The 15,756-nt window shown below is 63.6% G+C and carries 15 protein-coding genes; 9 read left to right on the forward strand and 6 right to left on the reverse strand.

Annotated elements, in window-relative coordinates; translation table 11 throughout:
- Nucleotides 1-30 precede the first annotated feature (30 nt).
- Together QMX88_RS25435 and QMX88_RS25440 are read right to left on the reverse strand one after the other, a co-directional pair.
- Nucleotides 31-1,329 (reverse strand): MFS transporter, encoded by a 1,299-nt coding sequence (locus QMX88_RS25435; protein ID WP_282373027.1) that lies wholly within the window; start codon nt 1,327-1,329, stop codon nt 31-33.
- A gap of 88 nt (nt 1,330-1,417) precedes the next feature.
- Entirely contained in the window at nt 1,418-2,167 is a 750-nt protein-coding gene (locus tag QMX88_RS25440; RefSeq protein WP_282373029.1) for an SDR family NAD(P)-dependent oxidoreductase, read from the reverse strand.
- Between the two features lie 224 nt (nt 2,168-2,391).
- Here QMX88_RS25440 and QMX88_RS25445 point away from each other — a divergent pair, with 224 nt between their 5' ends.
- From QMX88_RS25445 to QMX88_RS25455, 3 genes are all read left to right on the forward strand, one after another.
- On the forward strand, nt 2,392-3,309 hold the full coding sequence (locus QMX88_RS25445; protein ID WP_282373030.1) for a LysR substrate-binding domain-containing protein: 918 nt from the start codon (nt 2,392-2,394) through the stop codon (nt 3,307-3,309).
- Nucleotides 3,310-3,446: 137 nt separating this feature from the next.
- Entirely contained in the window at nt 3,447-4,631 is a 1,185-nt protein-coding gene (locus QMX88_RS25450) for a DUF2252 domain-containing protein (RefSeq protein WP_192172160.1), read from the forward strand.
- Between the two features lie 95 nt (nt 4,632-4,726).
- Nucleotides 4,727-5,158: a RidA family protein gene (locus QMX88_RS25455; RefSeq protein ID WP_282373031.1), complete on the forward strand. Its 432-nt coding sequence runs from the start codon at nt 4,727-4,729 to the stop codon at nt 5,156-5,158.
- A 129-nt stretch (nt 5,159-5,287) separates the two neighbouring features.
- On the opposite strand, the gene QMX88_RS25460 is transcribed toward QMX88_RS25455, so the two are convergent.
- Nucleotides 5,288-6,484 carry a sensor histidine kinase gene (locus QMX88_RS25460; protein ID WP_282373032.1) on the reverse strand — a complete coding sequence of 399 codons (1,197 nt, stop codon included), beginning with the start codon at nt 6,482-6,484 and terminating at the stop codon, nt 5,288-5,290.
- On the reverse strand, nt 6,474-7,289 hold the full coding sequence (locus QMX88_RS25465) for an alpha/beta fold hydrolase (protein WP_282373033.1): 816 nt from the start codon (nt 7,287-7,289) through the stop codon (nt 6,474-6,476). Before QMX88_RS25465 ends, QMX88_RS25460 begins: the two co-directional genes overlap by 11 nt.
- Nucleotides 7,290-7,527: 238 nt before the next feature.
- Between QMX88_RS25465 and QMX88_RS25470 the strand changes: the two genes are divergently transcribed.
- Nucleotides 7,528-8,004, forward strand: a complete 477-nt coding sequence (locus tag QMX88_RS25470) for a hypothetical protein (RefSeq protein ID WP_282373034.1) — start codon at nt 7,528-7,530, stop codon at nt 8,002-8,004.
- Here QMX88_RS25470 and QMX88_RS25475 read toward each other — a convergent pair.
- Nucleotides 7,994-8,923, reverse strand: a complete 930-nt coding sequence (locus QMX88_RS25475; protein WP_282373035.1) for a polyprenyl synthetase family protein — start codon at nt 8,921-8,923, stop codon at nt 7,994-7,996. The genes QMX88_RS25470 and QMX88_RS25475 overlap by 11 nt on opposite strands.
- A 198-nt stretch (nt 8,924-9,121) precedes the next feature.
- Between QMX88_RS25475 and fni the strand changes: the two genes are divergently transcribed.
- From fni to crtB, 5 genes are read left to right on the forward strand one after another with little or no spacing between them, the layout of a single operon-like run.
- Nucleotides 9,122-10,177 carry a type 2 isopentenyl-diphosphate Delta-isomerase gene (fni, locus tag QMX88_RS25480; protein WP_282373037.1) on the forward strand — a complete coding sequence of 352 codons (1,056 nt, stop codon included), beginning with the start codon at nt 9,122-9,124 and terminating at the stop codon, nt 10,175-10,177.
- Complete coding sequence (locus tag QMX88_RS25485) at nt 10,174-11,448, forward strand: glycosyltransferase (RefSeq protein ID WP_282373039.1); 1,275 nt, start codon at nt 10,174-10,176, stop codon at nt 11,446-11,448. The genes fni and QMX88_RS25485 overlap by 4 nt, the downstream gene beginning before the upstream one ends.
- Nucleotides 11,445-12,620, forward strand: coding sequence for a lycopene beta-cyclase CrtY (gene crtY, locus QMX88_RS25490; protein ID WP_282373040.1), 1,176 nt, complete (start codon nt 11,445-11,447; stop codon nt 12,618-12,620). The genes QMX88_RS25485 and crtY overlap by 4 nt, the downstream gene beginning before the upstream one ends.
- Before the next feature lies 1 nt (nt 12,621).
- The gene (locus QMX88_RS25495; protein ID WP_282373041.1) at nt 12,622-14,112 is read left to right on the forward strand and encodes a phytoene desaturase; all 1,491 of its coding nucleotides are present in this window, start codon (nt 12,622-12,624) and stop codon (nt 14,110-14,112) included.
- Nucleotides 14,109-15,098, forward strand: coding sequence for a 15-cis-phytoene synthase CrtB (crtB, locus tag QMX88_RS25500; protein ID WP_282373042.1), 990 nt, complete (start codon nt 14,109-14,111; stop codon nt 15,096-15,098). Before QMX88_RS25495 ends, crtB begins: the two co-directional genes overlap by 4 nt.
- On the opposite strand, the gene QMX88_RS25505 is transcribed toward crtB, so the two are convergent.
- Nucleotides 14,980-15,525, reverse strand: coding sequence for a sterol desaturase family protein (locus QMX88_RS25505; protein ID WP_282373043.1), 546 nt, complete (start codon nt 15,523-15,525; stop codon nt 14,980-14,982). The two genes, crtB and QMX88_RS25505, sit on opposite strands and share 119 nt — an antisense overlap.
- Nucleotides 15,526-15,756 lie beyond the last annotated feature (231 nt).

Genomic DNA, 15,756 nt, shown 5'->3' on the forward strand with positions numbered 1-15,756 from the left:
ACTGTTGTACATGTGAGGGGCTTCTCTTTGTTAGCGATTGACGCACGCGGCGGGGATGCGCAACACCAGTAGGGCGCCGATGCACAACACGCCGGTAATCAGGTACATGCCGATGGCGCTTGAGCCGGTGGAGGTGGTGATCCAGCCGATCAGGTACGGCGAGCAGAAGCCGGCGAGGTTGGCGAAGCTGTTGATCCCGGCGATTCCTGCGGCGGCGGAAACGCCGCCCAGCAGCGTGGTCGGCAGCATCCAGAACAGTGACGACGCCGAAAGCACCCCGGAGGCGGCGAGGCACAGGCTGAGCACCGACAGCAGCAGATTGCCGCCCAGCAACGCCGCCAGCGACAGGCCGATGGCGCCGGCGATCATCGGGGCCACCAGATGCCAGCGTCGCTCGCGGTGCTTGTCGCCGCTGCGGCCCATCAACAGCATGGCCGCGATGGCGCACATGTACGGCAAGCTGGTGAGCAGGCCGATGTGCAGCGGGTCGGCGACGCCGGCGTTGCGGATCAGCGTCGGCAGCCAGAAGGTGATCGCGTACTGACCCATGACCACGCAGAAATAGATGCACGCCAGCATCCACAGGCGCCGATCGCGAATGAATTCCCCGACTGACGCGTGGGTGACTTTCTGGCTGTTATCCTCGGCCAGCTCCTTGTTGACCAACTCCTTTTCCTCGTCGTTGAGCCAGGTGGCCTGGTGCACGCCGTCCTTGAGGTAGCTCAGTACCAGCAGCCCGACGATGAGGGTGGGAATGGCTTCGATCACAAACATCCATTGCCAGCCGGCCCAGCCGTGCACGCCGGCGAAACGGGTCATGATCAGCCCGGACAGTGGCCCGCCGATCATTCCCGACAGCGGGATGGCGATGAACCACAGCACGGTCATTCGCGCCCGTCGGTAAGACGGAAACCAGTAGGTCAGGTACAACAGCAGACCCGGCGCCAGGCCGGCTTCGGCGATGCCCAGCAGAAAGCGCAGGCCGTAGAACTGCCAAGCGGTTTCAACGAAGGCGAAGAGGGCGGAGATGATTCCCCAGGAAATCATGATGCGGGCAATCCAGCGGCGGGCGCCGACCCGGTGCAGGATCAGGTTGCTCGGCACCTCGCAGAGAAAGTAGCCGAGGAAGAACATGCCGGCGCCGAGGCCGTACACCGCTTCGCTCAGGGCCAGGTCGTTCATCATCTGCAGCTTGGCGAAGCCGACGTTGACCCGGTCCAGGTAGGCGCACAGATAGCACAGCATCAGGAATGGCATCAGCCGCCAGGCGGTTTTGCGGTAGGCAGTGGTGCGGACGGAAACGACCGCATCCAGGGAGAGGGTAGTCATGATGGTCTGATCTCTTGTTTTTATGGTCAGCTGCGGCTGAAACGTCGATTCAGAACAGCGCCGACGACCTCGGCCGGCGCAGAAAACATCAATGAATGAGCATGCCGCCGTTCACGTCCAGGGTGATGCCGGTCAGGTAGGACGACAGGTCGCTTGCCAGAAACAGCGCGGCGTTGGCGACATCCTGCGCCGCGCCCAGTCGGCCCAGCGGGATGCCGTCGATGATGGCGTGGCGGCGCTCGTCCTGCATCAGGCCGCCGGTGATGTCGGTGTGGATCAGGCCCGGCGCAATGGAGTTCACGCGCACGTTGTCCGGGCCCAGTTCCCGAGCCATGGCTTTGGCCAGGCCCAGTACGCCAGCCTTTGCTGCGCTGTAGTGAGGCCCGCCGAAAATGCCGCCGCCACGTTGTGCCGAGACCGACGACATGCAGACGATGCTGCCGGATTTTTGCTCGCGCATCAGCGCAATCACCGCCTGGGACATCAGCAAGGTGCCGCGCAGGCTGACGTCGAGCACTTTGTCGTAGTCGCCGGGGCGAATATCGAGGGTCTTGAGGGGCTGGGTGATGCCGGCGTTGTTGATCAGTACGTCGATGCGGCCAAAGTGCTCGATGACCCGCGCGACGGCCTGTTTCACCTGCGCTTCGTCGGCGACATTGGCGGCAAGGCCCAGATGACCTTCGCCCAGTGAAGCGGCGGCGTCGCGGGCGGCGGATTCGTCGAGGTCGAGGATGACCACGCGGGCGCCGTGTTGGGCGAAGGTGGCAGCGGTGGCCCGGCCAATACCGCGAGCAGAGGCAGCGCCGGTGATGATTGCGATTTTGCCTTGAAGGAGCATGGGCGTGATCTCGTGTGATTATTGTTATGGGGTGGATCAGCGGGAAGCGAGCTTTTTCGCTGTCCGACTTCTCTGGCCAGGTCAGCTTGTGCTCCGTGCCAGGGGTGAGCAATGACGCAAAAGTCATTGGATGCTGAAAAAAATTCAGCACTCGTCACGGCCTGTGCCGGGTGATTGAATGGCGGGTCTGGAGATAACAACAACAAACGTGGAGCCATGTCCCCATGAAGCGTATCGACGAAGCCCCGCCCAGCGTGCCACCGCTGAAAGCCATTCAGGCCTTTGAGCAGACCGCGCGCTTTGGCAACGTTGCTCGGGCGGCGGAAGTGCTGGACCTGACGCCCTCGGCGGTCAGCCATCAACTCGCCAGGCTGGAAGCGATGATTGGCCGTCAGCTGTTCGTGCGCGCGGCGCGCGGCGTCACCCTGACCCCGGTGGGCGAGCAATACCTGAAGGATATTTCCGGGTTGTTGCACAGCCTGGCCATCGCCACAGAGCGGGCGGGTAGCGACGTCAGCCTCGACTGCCTACGGCTGCATTCCTCACCCAGCTTCGGGCTGCTTTGGTTGATGCCGCGACTGGAAGCCTTTCGCCTGAGCCACCCCGACATTCAGATCAATCTGTCGTGTTCCTACGAGTCGCTGCATTTCAGTCGCGACAAGATCGACGTCGACATTCGCCACGGCGAGCCCAACTGGCCGAGCTTCGAAGTGCGCACGGTGCGCAACGAAACCTTCGCCGTACTGGCTTCACCCAAGCTCATTGAAACGCGTCCGGTCGCTCAGGCCTCCGATCTGCTGGACCGCGATTTGATTCTCTCGGAAGCGACGCTGCTGCGCTGGCCGGCCTGGTTCGCCCAGCATGGTCTGGCGCGTCCGGAAAAACCCTATGCGCTGAGCTTCGATCGCTCTTACATGACGCTCGAGGCCGCCAGCCACGGTTTGGGTTTCGCGCTGGAAAGCACGCTGCTGGCGCAGAAATACCTGGCGAGCGGGGCGTTGGTCGAGGTGGCGCCTGAAGCCCTGTCAGCGCCGGTCGCGGCGCATCATCTGGTGTTCCCGAAAGCGCACTCCGGCTTTCCCAGGGTGCGGCGATTTCTGAAGTGGATGGAGAAGGAGTTGGGGCATGGGTTTGTGTTTTGAGAGGTCAACTGCTGACCGCGGCTACACGTCTGTAACGTGTATCTGTGATCGCGCCTCTCATCGCAGTACGATGAAACATTCCGCAACATTTCTCTTTGCCGCGAGTCAACGCTACATCTCCCTGCAAAGAATTGTTCATGAAGACTCCTCGACCGTCCGCACGCCTCAAGCCACTCAACGAATTACGCAATCTGAAAATGGCCCGTTCCGCCCACGCCTATGTGCGCGGCAGCACGGTGCAGTTTTACGAATGGCTGCACAGCCAGTCAGGCCGACGTCTGCCCAGTGGTCCGCCGGTGTGGATCTGCGGCGACTGTCACGCCGGTAATCTCGGGCCGACCGGGGATTCCAAAGGGCGCATCGACATTCACATCCGCGATCTGGATCAGACGGTGATCGGCAACCCGGCCCACGACCTTGTGCGTCTGGCGCTGTCCCTGGCCACTGCGGCCCGGGGTTCCGATCTGCCCGGCGTCGCCACCGCCAGAATGCTCGAAGAGATGATGCAGGGTTACGAGCTGGCGTTCGAAGATGGCGCCGATGAGGAGCCCGCACGCCCGGCGCAGGTGAAGGCGGGGATGCGCAGCGCGGTGCAGCGGACCTGGAAGCACCTTGCCCAGGAGCGTATCGAAGACACCCGGCCGACCATTCCGCTGGGCAAGCATTTCTGGTCGTTGTCCCGCGATGAACGTCATGGCCTGAAAGACCTGTGCGCGACGCCGGAGATTCATGCGCTGGTCACCTCGCTGAAGGGCCGATCCAAGGATGACCGCGTCGAGATGCTCGATTGTGCCTACTGGGTGAAGGGTTGCAGTTCGCTGGGCCTGCTGCGTTATGCGGTCCTGTTGAGCGTGGGCGATGACGAAGATCAGGAATATTGCCTGCTCGACGTCAAGGAGGCTGTCGCTGCTGCCGCGCCGCGCACCCCTCGCGCGGGCATGCCTCGGGACAACGGCAAGCGCGTGGTGGAAGGCGCCCGGCATCTGTCACCAGGTCTGGGTAATCGCATGATCGCCACGCGCATGCTCGATCACGGTTTCTTCGTCCGTGAGCTGTTGCCCCAGGACATGAAGCTTGAGCTTGATCAGTTGAGCGAGCGCGAAGCCATGAAGGCCGCCGGCTACCTGGCCCGTGTCGTCGGCCTGGCCCACGCCCGGCAGATGGACCTCGCCACGCGCTCGTCGTGGATGCGCGAACTGCAACTCAACCGCTCGCAGACCCTGGATGCGCCGTCGTGGTTGTGGAGCAACGTCGTGCATCTGGTGGGCAGCCACGAACAGGGCTATCTGGAGCATTGCCGGCGGTATGCGCTGGAGAATTGATTCGCCCCGGAAATCGATTCGGACGGGAGCGCCCCCTTGACCTCGACTTAGGTGGAGGTTGGAGACTGGGCGCTCCCACGTTCAGAATCATTCCCATGCCGCAAACCCACCTTGCTTCACCCTTCGCGTTGTCCAACCCGCCAGGCTTGTATGATCCGGCCCCCAACGCTTATTCCCATCTCGCCGCCGTGAGCCCCATCGCCGAGTGGCTGCTCATCGCCGGGCAGGGCGGTGAGGATGCCCAAGGTCAGCTGTCCCCGGTCTTCGCAGAACAGGCAGCCCAAGCCATATCCAACGTCCGCACCGGCCTGCAATCCCGCGGGGCCGACCTTCAGCACATCTTCAAACTGACGCTGCTGATCGTTGATCACACGGAGGAACGGTTGCGCATGTGGGTCGAGCAGGCGGATCGGGCATGGGCCGGTCATATGAAGCCGGTGTGCACACTGATCCCGGTACCCCGCCTGGCATTGGACGGGATGCTGATCGAGATCGAAGCGGTGGCAGCGCGCATGCCTAACGGGTGAGCGATAGTTCGTCAGAATGCACGCTCGTAGGACCGGCTTCAGCCGGGAAGAGGCCAGTGTGAGCGCCATCAATTCATCAGTGTGGCTGCCGACGCCTTCCCGGCTAAAGCCAGTCCTACAGCTGAATGCTCAATCCCCGGACGCCAACGCTTCACCGGCACACCGCGGAAGCCTCACCGTGAAGGTCGTGCCTTCCACCGCGTCGGAGATCACGGACACATCACCCCCATGGGCCCGGGCGATTTCGCGGACGATAAACAACCCCAACCCCACGCTGCGCAGTTCGGCGTCAACATCTACGCCGCGCGTCAGCGGCTCGAACAGACGGGTGCGCTGCACTTCCGGAATGACCGGGCCGAAGTTATGCACGGCAATCACCACCGTCCCGGCCTCCAGCGTGGAAGTAATGGTCACCGGTCTGGCAATGTCCCCATACGCCACGCTGTTCGCCGTGAGGTTGCCGATCACCTGAAACAGACGATCGTTATCCAGCGCCACGAGCCCCGTGCCATCCGAGCAGTGCGCCAGCTCCGCGCGGGGGAAAGCAACACGCAGTTCATCAACGCAATGGCCGATGAAGGTGTGCAGATCGACTTCCGTGGGGTTGACGCTGATGCCGCGCCCGACCCGGATCACCGTCAGGTCGAGCAGGTCGGCGATCATCCGGGTGGCGCGCTGCACCGAATCGCCGACGTGCTTGAACAACCGGGTTTCCTGGGCCGTGCGTTCACCGCGAGCGAGCAGGTCGGTGGCCATCTTGATCGCGGTGAGGGGGTTCTTCAGGTCGTGGCTGACGATCGCCACCATCTGTTCGGCAAACGTGGCGCGTCGCTGGGCGGTTTCGTAAGCCTCGCTGAGTTGCGCCTGGGCCTGACGCAACGCGGCCTCGGCGGCGATTTTCTCCTGCAGCAGCTCTTCCGCCGCCTTGCGTGCCTTGAGCAGCTCGCGCTCGTATTTGTCTCGGTCAGCGGTGCCGAAGAACGCCAGCTCGTTGTAGACCTTGGCTTCATGCTCCCGGCGCACGCCGTTGAGCAGCATGATGATCTGGCGACGGTCGCGATGAACGATGCTCAACTTGACCTCCGCCACCGAGCCCTGCAAGCGCATCAACGGCGCCCAGTGGGTCTGGTGGAAGATGCGCCCGCCGACCGTGAGCAGGTTCTGGAAAAGCCTGCCGCTCAGCTCGTCGCCGGTATAGCCCAGCCAGTCGCAGAACGTGCGGTTGGCGCGCAGGATCCGGCCGTCTTCGTCGGTGACCACCAGACCGCACGGCGCGCCTTCGAACAGTTCGACGACGTCCGGTGCTGCCGCGAAATCACTCGGCATTGAGGCTGACCCACCGCCCGAGGAACGCATCGATCGCATCGGAACAGGCGGCGGGCGCACTCAAGTGAGGGCAATGGCCGACATTATCGACCAGCTTCAGGGTGCTGTTGGGCAACGCGGCGTGCAGGTATTCACCGACGGCAACCGGAGCGATGAGGTCGTCGGTCGATTGCAGGATCAGCGTCGGCGTGGTCAGGCCGGCGACGTCCTTGCGGTTGTCCGAGAGAAACGTGACGCGGGCAAACTGCTTGGCGATCTCCGGGTCAGTGCGGCAGAAACTGTTGGTCAGCTCTTCGCCCAGCGCCGGTTGACCCGGAGCGCCCATGATCACCGGGGCCATGGTGCTCGACCAGCCAAGGTAGTTGCTGTCGAGGGTATCGAGGAGCGAATGCACGTCCTCTTCGGAGAATCCGCCGACGTAATCGCCGGAGTCCACGTAGCACGGGGAGGGGCCGATCATCACGTGGGCGGCGATCAGCCCTGGTGCCTGTCGGTCCGCCAGTACGCCGATCATCGCGCTGACCGAGTGGCCGACGATGATCACCGGGCCCGTGCCGAATTCGCGGACGAGTTCGGCGAGGTCGTGGGCGTAGCCGTTCAGCGTGGCGTATTTGTCGGGGTCGTAGGCCTCGATGGCCGAATTGCCAGCGCCCACCAGATCGTAAAGTACGACGTTGAAGCGGTCGGCGTAATGGGGGCTGATCAAGCGCCACATGGCCTGATCGCAACCAAATCCGTGGGAAAAAATCAGGGTCGCCCGGCCGTCACCCATGACGTGAACGTTGTTGCGCTGCTGAAGGTTCATTGAGTGTCCGGAAAATGGCGGTGGGCGCGAGTGGTGCCGAGCCTATTGGGTTATCCGGGATAAATCACCTGCAAAACCCATAACAGGCGAACCGGCCGGACCGCTTGCTGGTAAATTGGCGCACGCTTCATTTGTTGAGCCATTATTGGCGCCAAAAAGGGTAATACGCGCGGGCAGGCCAGTCCTTATCCTCGACGCTTATTCTTGTTCAATCTTTCCTGCTGAAGGGATTTACACCATGCGGCAATTTGCGGCCCTCGCTCTGTTTCTCAGTCTCAATGCCTTCGCTCAGGACGCGCCCCAGCCGATCGCCAAATGGACGCTGCTCGACCAGTTCGACAAGGCCTACACGCTGGACGACCAGGCCCAGGTGCTGTTGATCGCCCGCAGCATGTCGGCGGCGAAAATGGTCAACGCCGCACTCGAAGAGGGTCCCGAGGGTTACCTGGAGCAGCGCCACGTGGTGTACGTGGCGGACATCGAGAAGATGCCCTCGCTGGTGAAGATGGTGGCGGTCCCGGCGATGCGCTCGGCCAAGTACCGAATCCTGCTGGACCGCGACGCCCGTGTCGCCTCGGCGTACGACGGCGACCGCGACACCGTGCAGTGGCTGACGCTGAAAAACGGCGCGGTCATCCGCCAGGAACGATTCTCCGACGGCGAACAACTCAAGCAGGCCATCGCAAAACTGGGTTCGCAATCGGCTAGCCGTTGACCGCGGCTTTCTCGAAGATCAACCGCAGGTAGCCGGCGATGGTCGAGGCGTCGCCGTAGACCTCACGCAAGGCCTGCTCGGCGCTGGACAGGTGCAGCACCAGTTGGCGCCTGACCTTGTCCTCGCCGTACAGCGAAACGAACGTGGATTTGCCGTCGTCCTTGCCTTGATCCTTGTCGCTGTCGGCGCAGCGGTCGCGCAGATCGTCGTACATCTGGAAGGCCTGGCCCAGCTCCATGGCGAAATTCTGCAGCAGCGGCCGCTGGTCTTCCCGAGCGCCGCTGATCAGCCAGGCCATGTCCATGATCGCGCCGAACAGCACGCCGGTTTTCAGATTGTTGGTCAGGGCGATCTCGTCCGCGTCGCGGCTGTGCTGGCCGTCGCGCAGGTCCTGAAACTGCCCGCGCACCAGGCCTTGCATGCCGACCGTATTGGCCAGTACTTCGACCAGCTCGGTGCGGGTGGTGGCGGCCAGATCACTGATGGTGGCGACGACACCGAACGCACGGCTGAGCAGGGCGATGGCGGTCAGAATCGCCACGTCTTCACCGAACTTCAGGTGAACCGTGGGCTGACCACGCCGCAGCGACGCGTTGTCCATGCACGGCATGTCGTCGAGCACCAGCGATGCGGCGTGGATCATCTCGACGGCGCAGCCCAGGTCCACGGCCTGTCGCCTGATCGTGCGGCTGTTCTCGCGGCCGTCCTCAACCAGTCCTTCGGCAGCGAGCACCAACAGCACCGGGCGCATGCGCTTGCCCGGTGCCAACGTCGATTCGCGCATGGCCAGCGCCACCAGGTCGCGCTCGTTGCCGGACTCGGGCAGCAGCTCGGAGAGCCGCGTTTCGATGGCCGCCCGGACGTCTCCCAGTCGCCCGGCAAAGCCCGATTTGATTGTTGTGTCGAGGTTACCTGCCATCGGTCTTTCCCTATGCTTTAGCGGTAAAACTGTTCGTCGCGGAGCGGTTCGGCGTGCGAGACCGGTCATCACGGAACGACTGCTGTTTCTTAATGCCTCAAGATACGGCAAAGTTGTACAGGAAAATCGGCTTTGTACAAGATTCCGTATGCAGAAGACCGTATAGCCCGTTCAATAATTCAGCTGCAGGGAGCGAGTATGACTCACAGCGATATGGGTCGTCGCAAAGACGATCACCTTGATATCGTGCTGGACCGACGCGCCAGCGTGCGTTCCTCCTTCTCCGGACTGGACGACATCCGCTTCGAACACTGCGCGCTGCCGGAGTTGAATCTGGACGACGTTGACGTCAGCAGCTCACTGCTGGGCATCGCCTTGCGCGCGCCGCTGCTCATCAGTTCCATGACCGGCGGGGCCGACCGGGCCACCGCGATCAACCGTCATCTGGCCGAAGCCGCCCAGGAGCTGGGCATCGCCATGGGCGTCGGGTCGCAGCGGGTGGCCTTGCAAAGCGGCGGTGATCAGGGCCTGACCCGCGAACTGCGGCGTCTGGCGCCGGACATCGCGCTGCTGGGCAACATCGGCGCCGCGCAGTTGATCGAGCCTGCCGGCCTGGACATGGCCCGCCGTGCGGTCGACATGCTTCAGGCCAATGCGTTGATCATTCATCTGAATCCGTTGCAGGAAGCGGTTCAGGCGGGTGGCGACCGGCGCTGGCAGGGCATTCTCGAAGCGATCCACCGCGTGGTGCTGGATGTCGGCGTGCCGGTGGTGGTCAAGGAAGTGGGCGCGGGCCTGTCTGTCGATGTGGCGCAGGCGCTGGTGCAAGCCGGGGTGCACGTGCTGGACATCGCCGGGCTTGGCGGCACCAGTTGGGCGGCGGTCGAGGCCGAGCGCGCCGAGAACGCGGCCGATCGCGAAGTCGCCATGGCGTTTGCGCAATGGGGCATTCCGACCGCCGTCAGCCTGGCCATGGTTCGCCAGGCCTTGCCGGACACGCCGCTGATCGCATCCGGCGGCATTCACAATGGCATCGACGTGGCCAAGGCCATTCGTCTGGGCGCCGATGTCGTCGGTCAGGCCGCAGGCGTGCTGCGCAACGCGACCCTGTCGACGGCTGCAGTCATCGAACACTTCGACATTGTCATCCGCCAGCTGCGCATCGCCTGTTTCTGCACCGGCTCGGCTGACCTTCGCGCGTTGCGCAGCGCCCGGTTGCTGGCGCCCAACACCCTGCAGACGTTGCTCTCATGACGCATTTTGCCGTTGTAGCGCCAGCGTTCTACAGCCACTTTCAAGGGTTCCAGGCGTTGGCCGGGACATTGATCGACCGCGGTCATCAGGTGACCTTTTTCCAACAGGCCGATGCACGGCGCTGGCTAACCGACCCGCGCATCGGCTTTCATGCCCTCGGCGCCCTCAGTCATCCGCCGGGCAGCCTCGAAGCGGCGCTGCGCCGTGCCGCCTGCTCGAATAATCCGCTGCGCCTGCGACGGGTGATCCGCGACCTGTGCGACACCACCCGCATGCTGTGCGCCGAGCTGCCGTCTGCGCTGGCGGTGCGGCAGATCGAGGCCTTGCTCTGCGATCAGATGGAAGCGGCAGGCGGGATGGTCGCCGAAGGGCTGGGCTTGCCATACGTGTCGGTGGCCTGCGCCTTGCCGGTCAACCGCGAGCCGCAACTGCCGCTGCCGGTGATGCCCTTTGCCTACGCCACCGATGAACGCAGTCAGCATATCTTCGAAGGCAGCCGCAAGGTGTACGACTGGCTGATGAGGCCTTTGAGCAAGGTGCTGCGTGATGCGTCACGCCGACTGGCCATCGAGCCCCGCGACGGCCTGCATGAATGCCTTTCACCCTACGCGCAGATCAGCCAGACCATCCCCGGTTTCGATTTCCCCCGCCAGCATCCGCCTGTGAATTTTCACGCGGTCGGGCCGCTGCGGGCGCCTCAAGCCGAACAACAGGGCGAGTGGCCGATTGACCCAGAGCGGCCTTTCATCTTCGCCAGCCTCGGCACGCTACAGGGCATTCGTTTTGACATGTTCAAGCGCATCACCACGGCCAGCCGACAATTGAACGCGCAGTTGCTGGTGGCCCATTGCGGCGGGCTCGATGCCCGGCAGGAGCAGCGGCTGATCAAGGCCGGCGCGACCTGGGTGACCGACTTCGCGCCGCAACAATGGGCGCTGCAACACGCCGATGCGGTGGTGACCCATGGCGGCTTGAACACGGTGATGGACGCCATCGTCGCGCGCACGCCGATGCTGGTCATGCCCATCGCCTTCGATCAGCCGGGCGTGGCGTCCCGGGTTACCCACGCCGGCATTGGCCTGCAACTGCGGCGCGGCGCCGGGGCAGGGCAGATTCGTGAGCGGCTCACGCAACTGCGCGGGCTGTCCACCGAACCTTTTGATCAACTGGCGACCGAACTGGCCCAGGCCGGCGGCACGTCTCGCGCCGCCGACATTGTCGAAGCCGTGGTGCGCACGGGCGAGCCGGTGCTGGCGAGGCAGTTGCCATGACGCATGACTTGATTCTCGCCGGCGGCGGACTGGCCAACGGGCTGATCGCCTGGCGCCTGAAGCAGCTACGGCCGGAGCTGTCCGTGCTGTGCATCGAAGAACAGACGCACCTGGGCGGCAACCACACCTGGTCCTACCACGAAGGCGACCTCACGGCCGAGCAGCATCAATGGCTGCAGCCACTGGTGGTGCAGCGCTGGGCGACCTATGACGTGCACTTCCCGCAACGTTCGCGGCGGCTGAACAGCGGCTACGCCAGCATTACGTCGGAACGCTTTGCCGAGGTCATCGAGCCCGCCCTGGGCGATGCGCTGCTGACCGGTCGACGCATCACCGAACTGACCCCGCGCACCGTCGTGCTGGACAGCGGCGAGCGGCTTCAGGCCCGCGCGGTGATCGACGGCCGCGGCGTGCAGGCCACGGCGCACATGGTGTTGGGGCAGCAGGCATTTTTGGGTCAGTTGCTGCGCTTGAAGGTGCCCCACGGCCTGACCGCGCCGATCATCATGGACGCCCGCGTCGCGCAGAGTGAGGGCTATCGCTTCGTCTACGTGCTGCCTTTTTCGGCCGACACCCTGCTGATCGAAGACACCCACTACGTGGATCACCACTCGTTTTCCGCCGAGCAGCTTCGTCAGCACATCGCCGATTACGCTGCCGCCCATGGCTGGGAGATTGCCGAGTGCCTGCGCGAAGAGCAGGGCGTGCTGCCGATTACCCTGGCCGGGGATTTCGCCGGGTTCTGGCGTGAGGCGGCGGGGCAGCCGCGATCCGGTTTGCGCGCCGGACTGTTTCATTGCACCACCGGCTATTCGCTGCCCCATGCCGTGCGGCTGGCGGAGTGGATCGCTGCTCAACCCACGCGGGATGCCGACTCACTGGACGCAGGCATCCGCGCCATCGCGCAGGAAGCCTGGCACTCCCAGCGTTTTTATCGGCTGCTCAACCGCATGCTGTTTCTGGCCGGACGTCCGTCGAATCGCTGGCAGGTGATGCAGCGGTTCTACGGCCTGTCCGAAGGTCTGATTAGCCGTTTCTACGCAGGCCGCAGCACCCTGGCCGACAAGCTGCGCGTGCTGACCGGCAAACCGCCCGTGCCGATCAACGAGGCTGTCACAGCCGCTGCCCGTTACTTACCCAAGCATTACCTGCCTAAGCATCATGAGAATTGACATGACCCAAGCAAAAACCGCAATTGTGATTGGTGCCGGTTTCGGCGGCCTGGCCCTGGCCATCCGGCTTCAGGCGGCGGGCGTGCAGACGACGCTGCTGGAAAAACGCGACAAGCCCGGCGGCCGCGCCTACGTCTACGAAGATCAGGGTTTCACCTTCGACGCGGGGCCGACGGTGATCACCGACCCGACGGCCATCGAAGAGCTGTTCACCGCCGCCGGCAAATCCATCATGGATTACGTCGAGTTGCTGCCGGTGTCGCCGTTCTATCGCCTGTGCTGGGAAGACGGGACGAAGTTCGATTACGCCAACGATCAGCAGTCCCTGGACACCCAGATTGCCGCGATGAACCCCAAGGACGTCGCCGGCTATCAGCGCTTTCTGGCGTACTCCAAAGCGGTGTTTCAAGAGGGTTATCTGAAGCTCGGGGCGGTGCCGTTTCTGTCCTTCCGCGACATGGTCCAGGCCGGCCCGCAGCTGGCGAAGTTGCAGGCGTGGCGCAGCGTGTATTCGATGGTGTCGCAGTTCATCGAGGACGACAAACTGCGCCAGGCGTTTTCCTTTCACTCGCTGCTGGTCGGCGGCAACCCGTTTGCGACGTCCTCCATTTACACGCTGATTCACGCCCTTGAACGGCAGTGGGGCGTGTGGTTTCCCAAGGGCGGGACCGGCGCGCTGGTGCAGGGCATGGTCAAGCTGTTCGAAGACATCGGTGGGCGTGTCGAGCTCAACGCCGATGTCGCCAGCATTGACACCAGTGGCCAGAGAGTGACCGGCGTGCGGGTCAAGGATGGTCGGCAGATCAACGCCGATTGCGTGGCCTCCAACGCCGATGTCATGCACACCTACGCCGAGCTGCTCGGCGGCCATCCCCGCGGGGTCAAGGAAGGCGCACGGCTGAAAGGCAAGCGCTTCAGTAATTCGCTGTTCGTCATCCACTTCGGGCTCAAGCGCCCGCAGCCCCAGTTGCAGCACCACACCGTGTGCTTCGGCCCGCGGTACAAGGCGCTGATCCAGGAGATTTTCAAAGGCGCAGCGCTGGCCGAAGATTTTTCGCTCTACCTGCACGCGCCGTGCATCACTGACCCGAGCCTGGCGCCACCGGGCTGTTCGAGCCACTACGTGCTGTCGCCGGTGCCGCACCTGGGCAACGCCGACATCGACTGGGAAGTGGAAGGGCCGCGTTACCGCGACCGCATTTTCGAGTACCTGGAAAAGCACTACATGCCGGGGCTGCGCGAAGATCTGGTCACCAGCCGCATCTTCACGCCGCAGGATTTCAAGGGCGAGCTCAATGCGCACCTCGGTTCGGCGTTTTCCCTTGAGCCGATCCTGCGCCAGAGCGCGTGGTTCCGCCCCCATAACCGCGACGCGAGCCTGAGCAATCTGTACCTGGTTGGCGCCGGCACACACCCGGGCGCTGGCGTGCCGGGCGTCATCGGTTCGGCCAAAGCCACGGCCGGGCTGATGCTGGAGGACTTACACTCATGAGCGTCGCCGATCAGGCGCTGCTCGACCACGCCACTCAGAGCATCGAAGTCGGCTCGAAAAGCTTCGCGGCGGCGTCACGCCTGTTTGACCCGGTGACCCGTCGCAGCGCGGTGATGCTCTATGCGTGGTGCCGGCATTGCGACGACGTCATTGACGGTCAGGAAGCGGGGCATTCGGCGACGGTGGTCAGTCAGCAGGAAGTCACCGAAAGACTGCAACGGCTAATCGCCCAGACCCAAGCCGTGTACGCCGGGACGCCGACCCACAGTCCGGCGTTCGAGGCGTTCAGGGAGGTTGTCCTGCGCCATGGCATCGAGCAGCGTTATGCCCTGCAGCATCTGGACGGGTTCGCGATGGACGTCAGCCAGCGCGAGTATCGACGCATCGAAGACACGCTGGAGTACTGCTATCACGTGGCCGGCGTGGTCGGCTTGATGATGGCGCAGATCATGGGCGTGAGTGACGACGCGACCCTCGACCGGGCCTGTGATCTGGGTCTGGCGTTTCAGCTGACCAACATCGCGCGGGACATCGTCGAAGACGCCTCGGTGGGGCGCTGCTACTTGCCGACGGAATGGCTGGATGAGTTGGGCATTCCCCATGATCGCCTTGCAGCTCTGGAGTTTCGCCCGGCGGTGGCGGTGCTGGCGAAGCGTCTGGTGGACATGGCCGAGCCGTATTACGAGAGCGCCAATGCCGGCCTGACCGCGCTGCCATGGCGATCGGCGTGGGCGGTGGCGACGGCGGGTTGCGTCTATCGGGAGATCGGCGTGAAGGTCAGGGAACGCGGCGCCCGGGCGTGGGATGCGCGGGTCTCGACCAGCAAGCTGGACAAGCTGCGTCTGGTCTTGGTGGGGGCGTGGAAGGCTAGCGCGTCTCGAGGTCGGCACTGGCCGGCGCGACCGGCGAAGCTTTGGCAACGTCCGGGTCGGACTTGTGCAACGGGCCGTCATGCAAGCGTCGAAGCTGGGCGCGCAATCGAGTGACGCTCGGCGCGTAGAGAAAGCCGAACGACACACAACGCTCTTTACCCGACACCGCGTGATGCATCAAATGCGCCTGATACAGGCGCTTGAGATAGCCATTGCGCGGCACGTATTTGAACGGCCAGCGCTTGTGCACCAGGCCGTCGTGGGCAATGAAATACAGAAATCCGTAGGCGGTCATGCCCGCGCCGATCCACTCCAGCGGATGGGCGCCTGCAGTGCCCAGCGCGATCAGCATGATGGCGAAGCCGGCGAACACCACGGCATACAGATCGTTCTTCTCGAACCAGCCGGTTCTCGGCTCATGGTGCGACTTATGCCAGCCCCAGCCCCAGCCGTGCATGATGTACTTGTGCGCAAACACGGCAAAACCTTCCATGCCGATCACGGTTGCGAAAAAGACGAGGGCATTGATCATCGGGTTCATCCGCGGGGAGAGTCTCAACGTCAGACCGTAAAAGGGCCGACGGTGTTCGGTGCATGATTGTCGCATGCCGATGGCTGAAGGCGGAGGTCGGTTTGTCAGTTGCTGGTTTGGGCGTCACCGTCCGTTGTTTTTGTAGCGTGACGTCTGCCGCCTTCCCGGCTGAAGCCGGTCCCACTATCAGTCCGCGGTGATCCAGTGGACTGCATTGCTTTTCGTGGGACCGGGTTCAGC

Origin of the sequence: Pseudomonas sp. PS02290, assembly GCF_029960075.1 — a bacterium.
Classification (GTDB): Bacteria; Pseudomonadota; Gammaproteobacteria; order Pseudomonadales; family Pseudomonadaceae; genus Aquipseudomonas.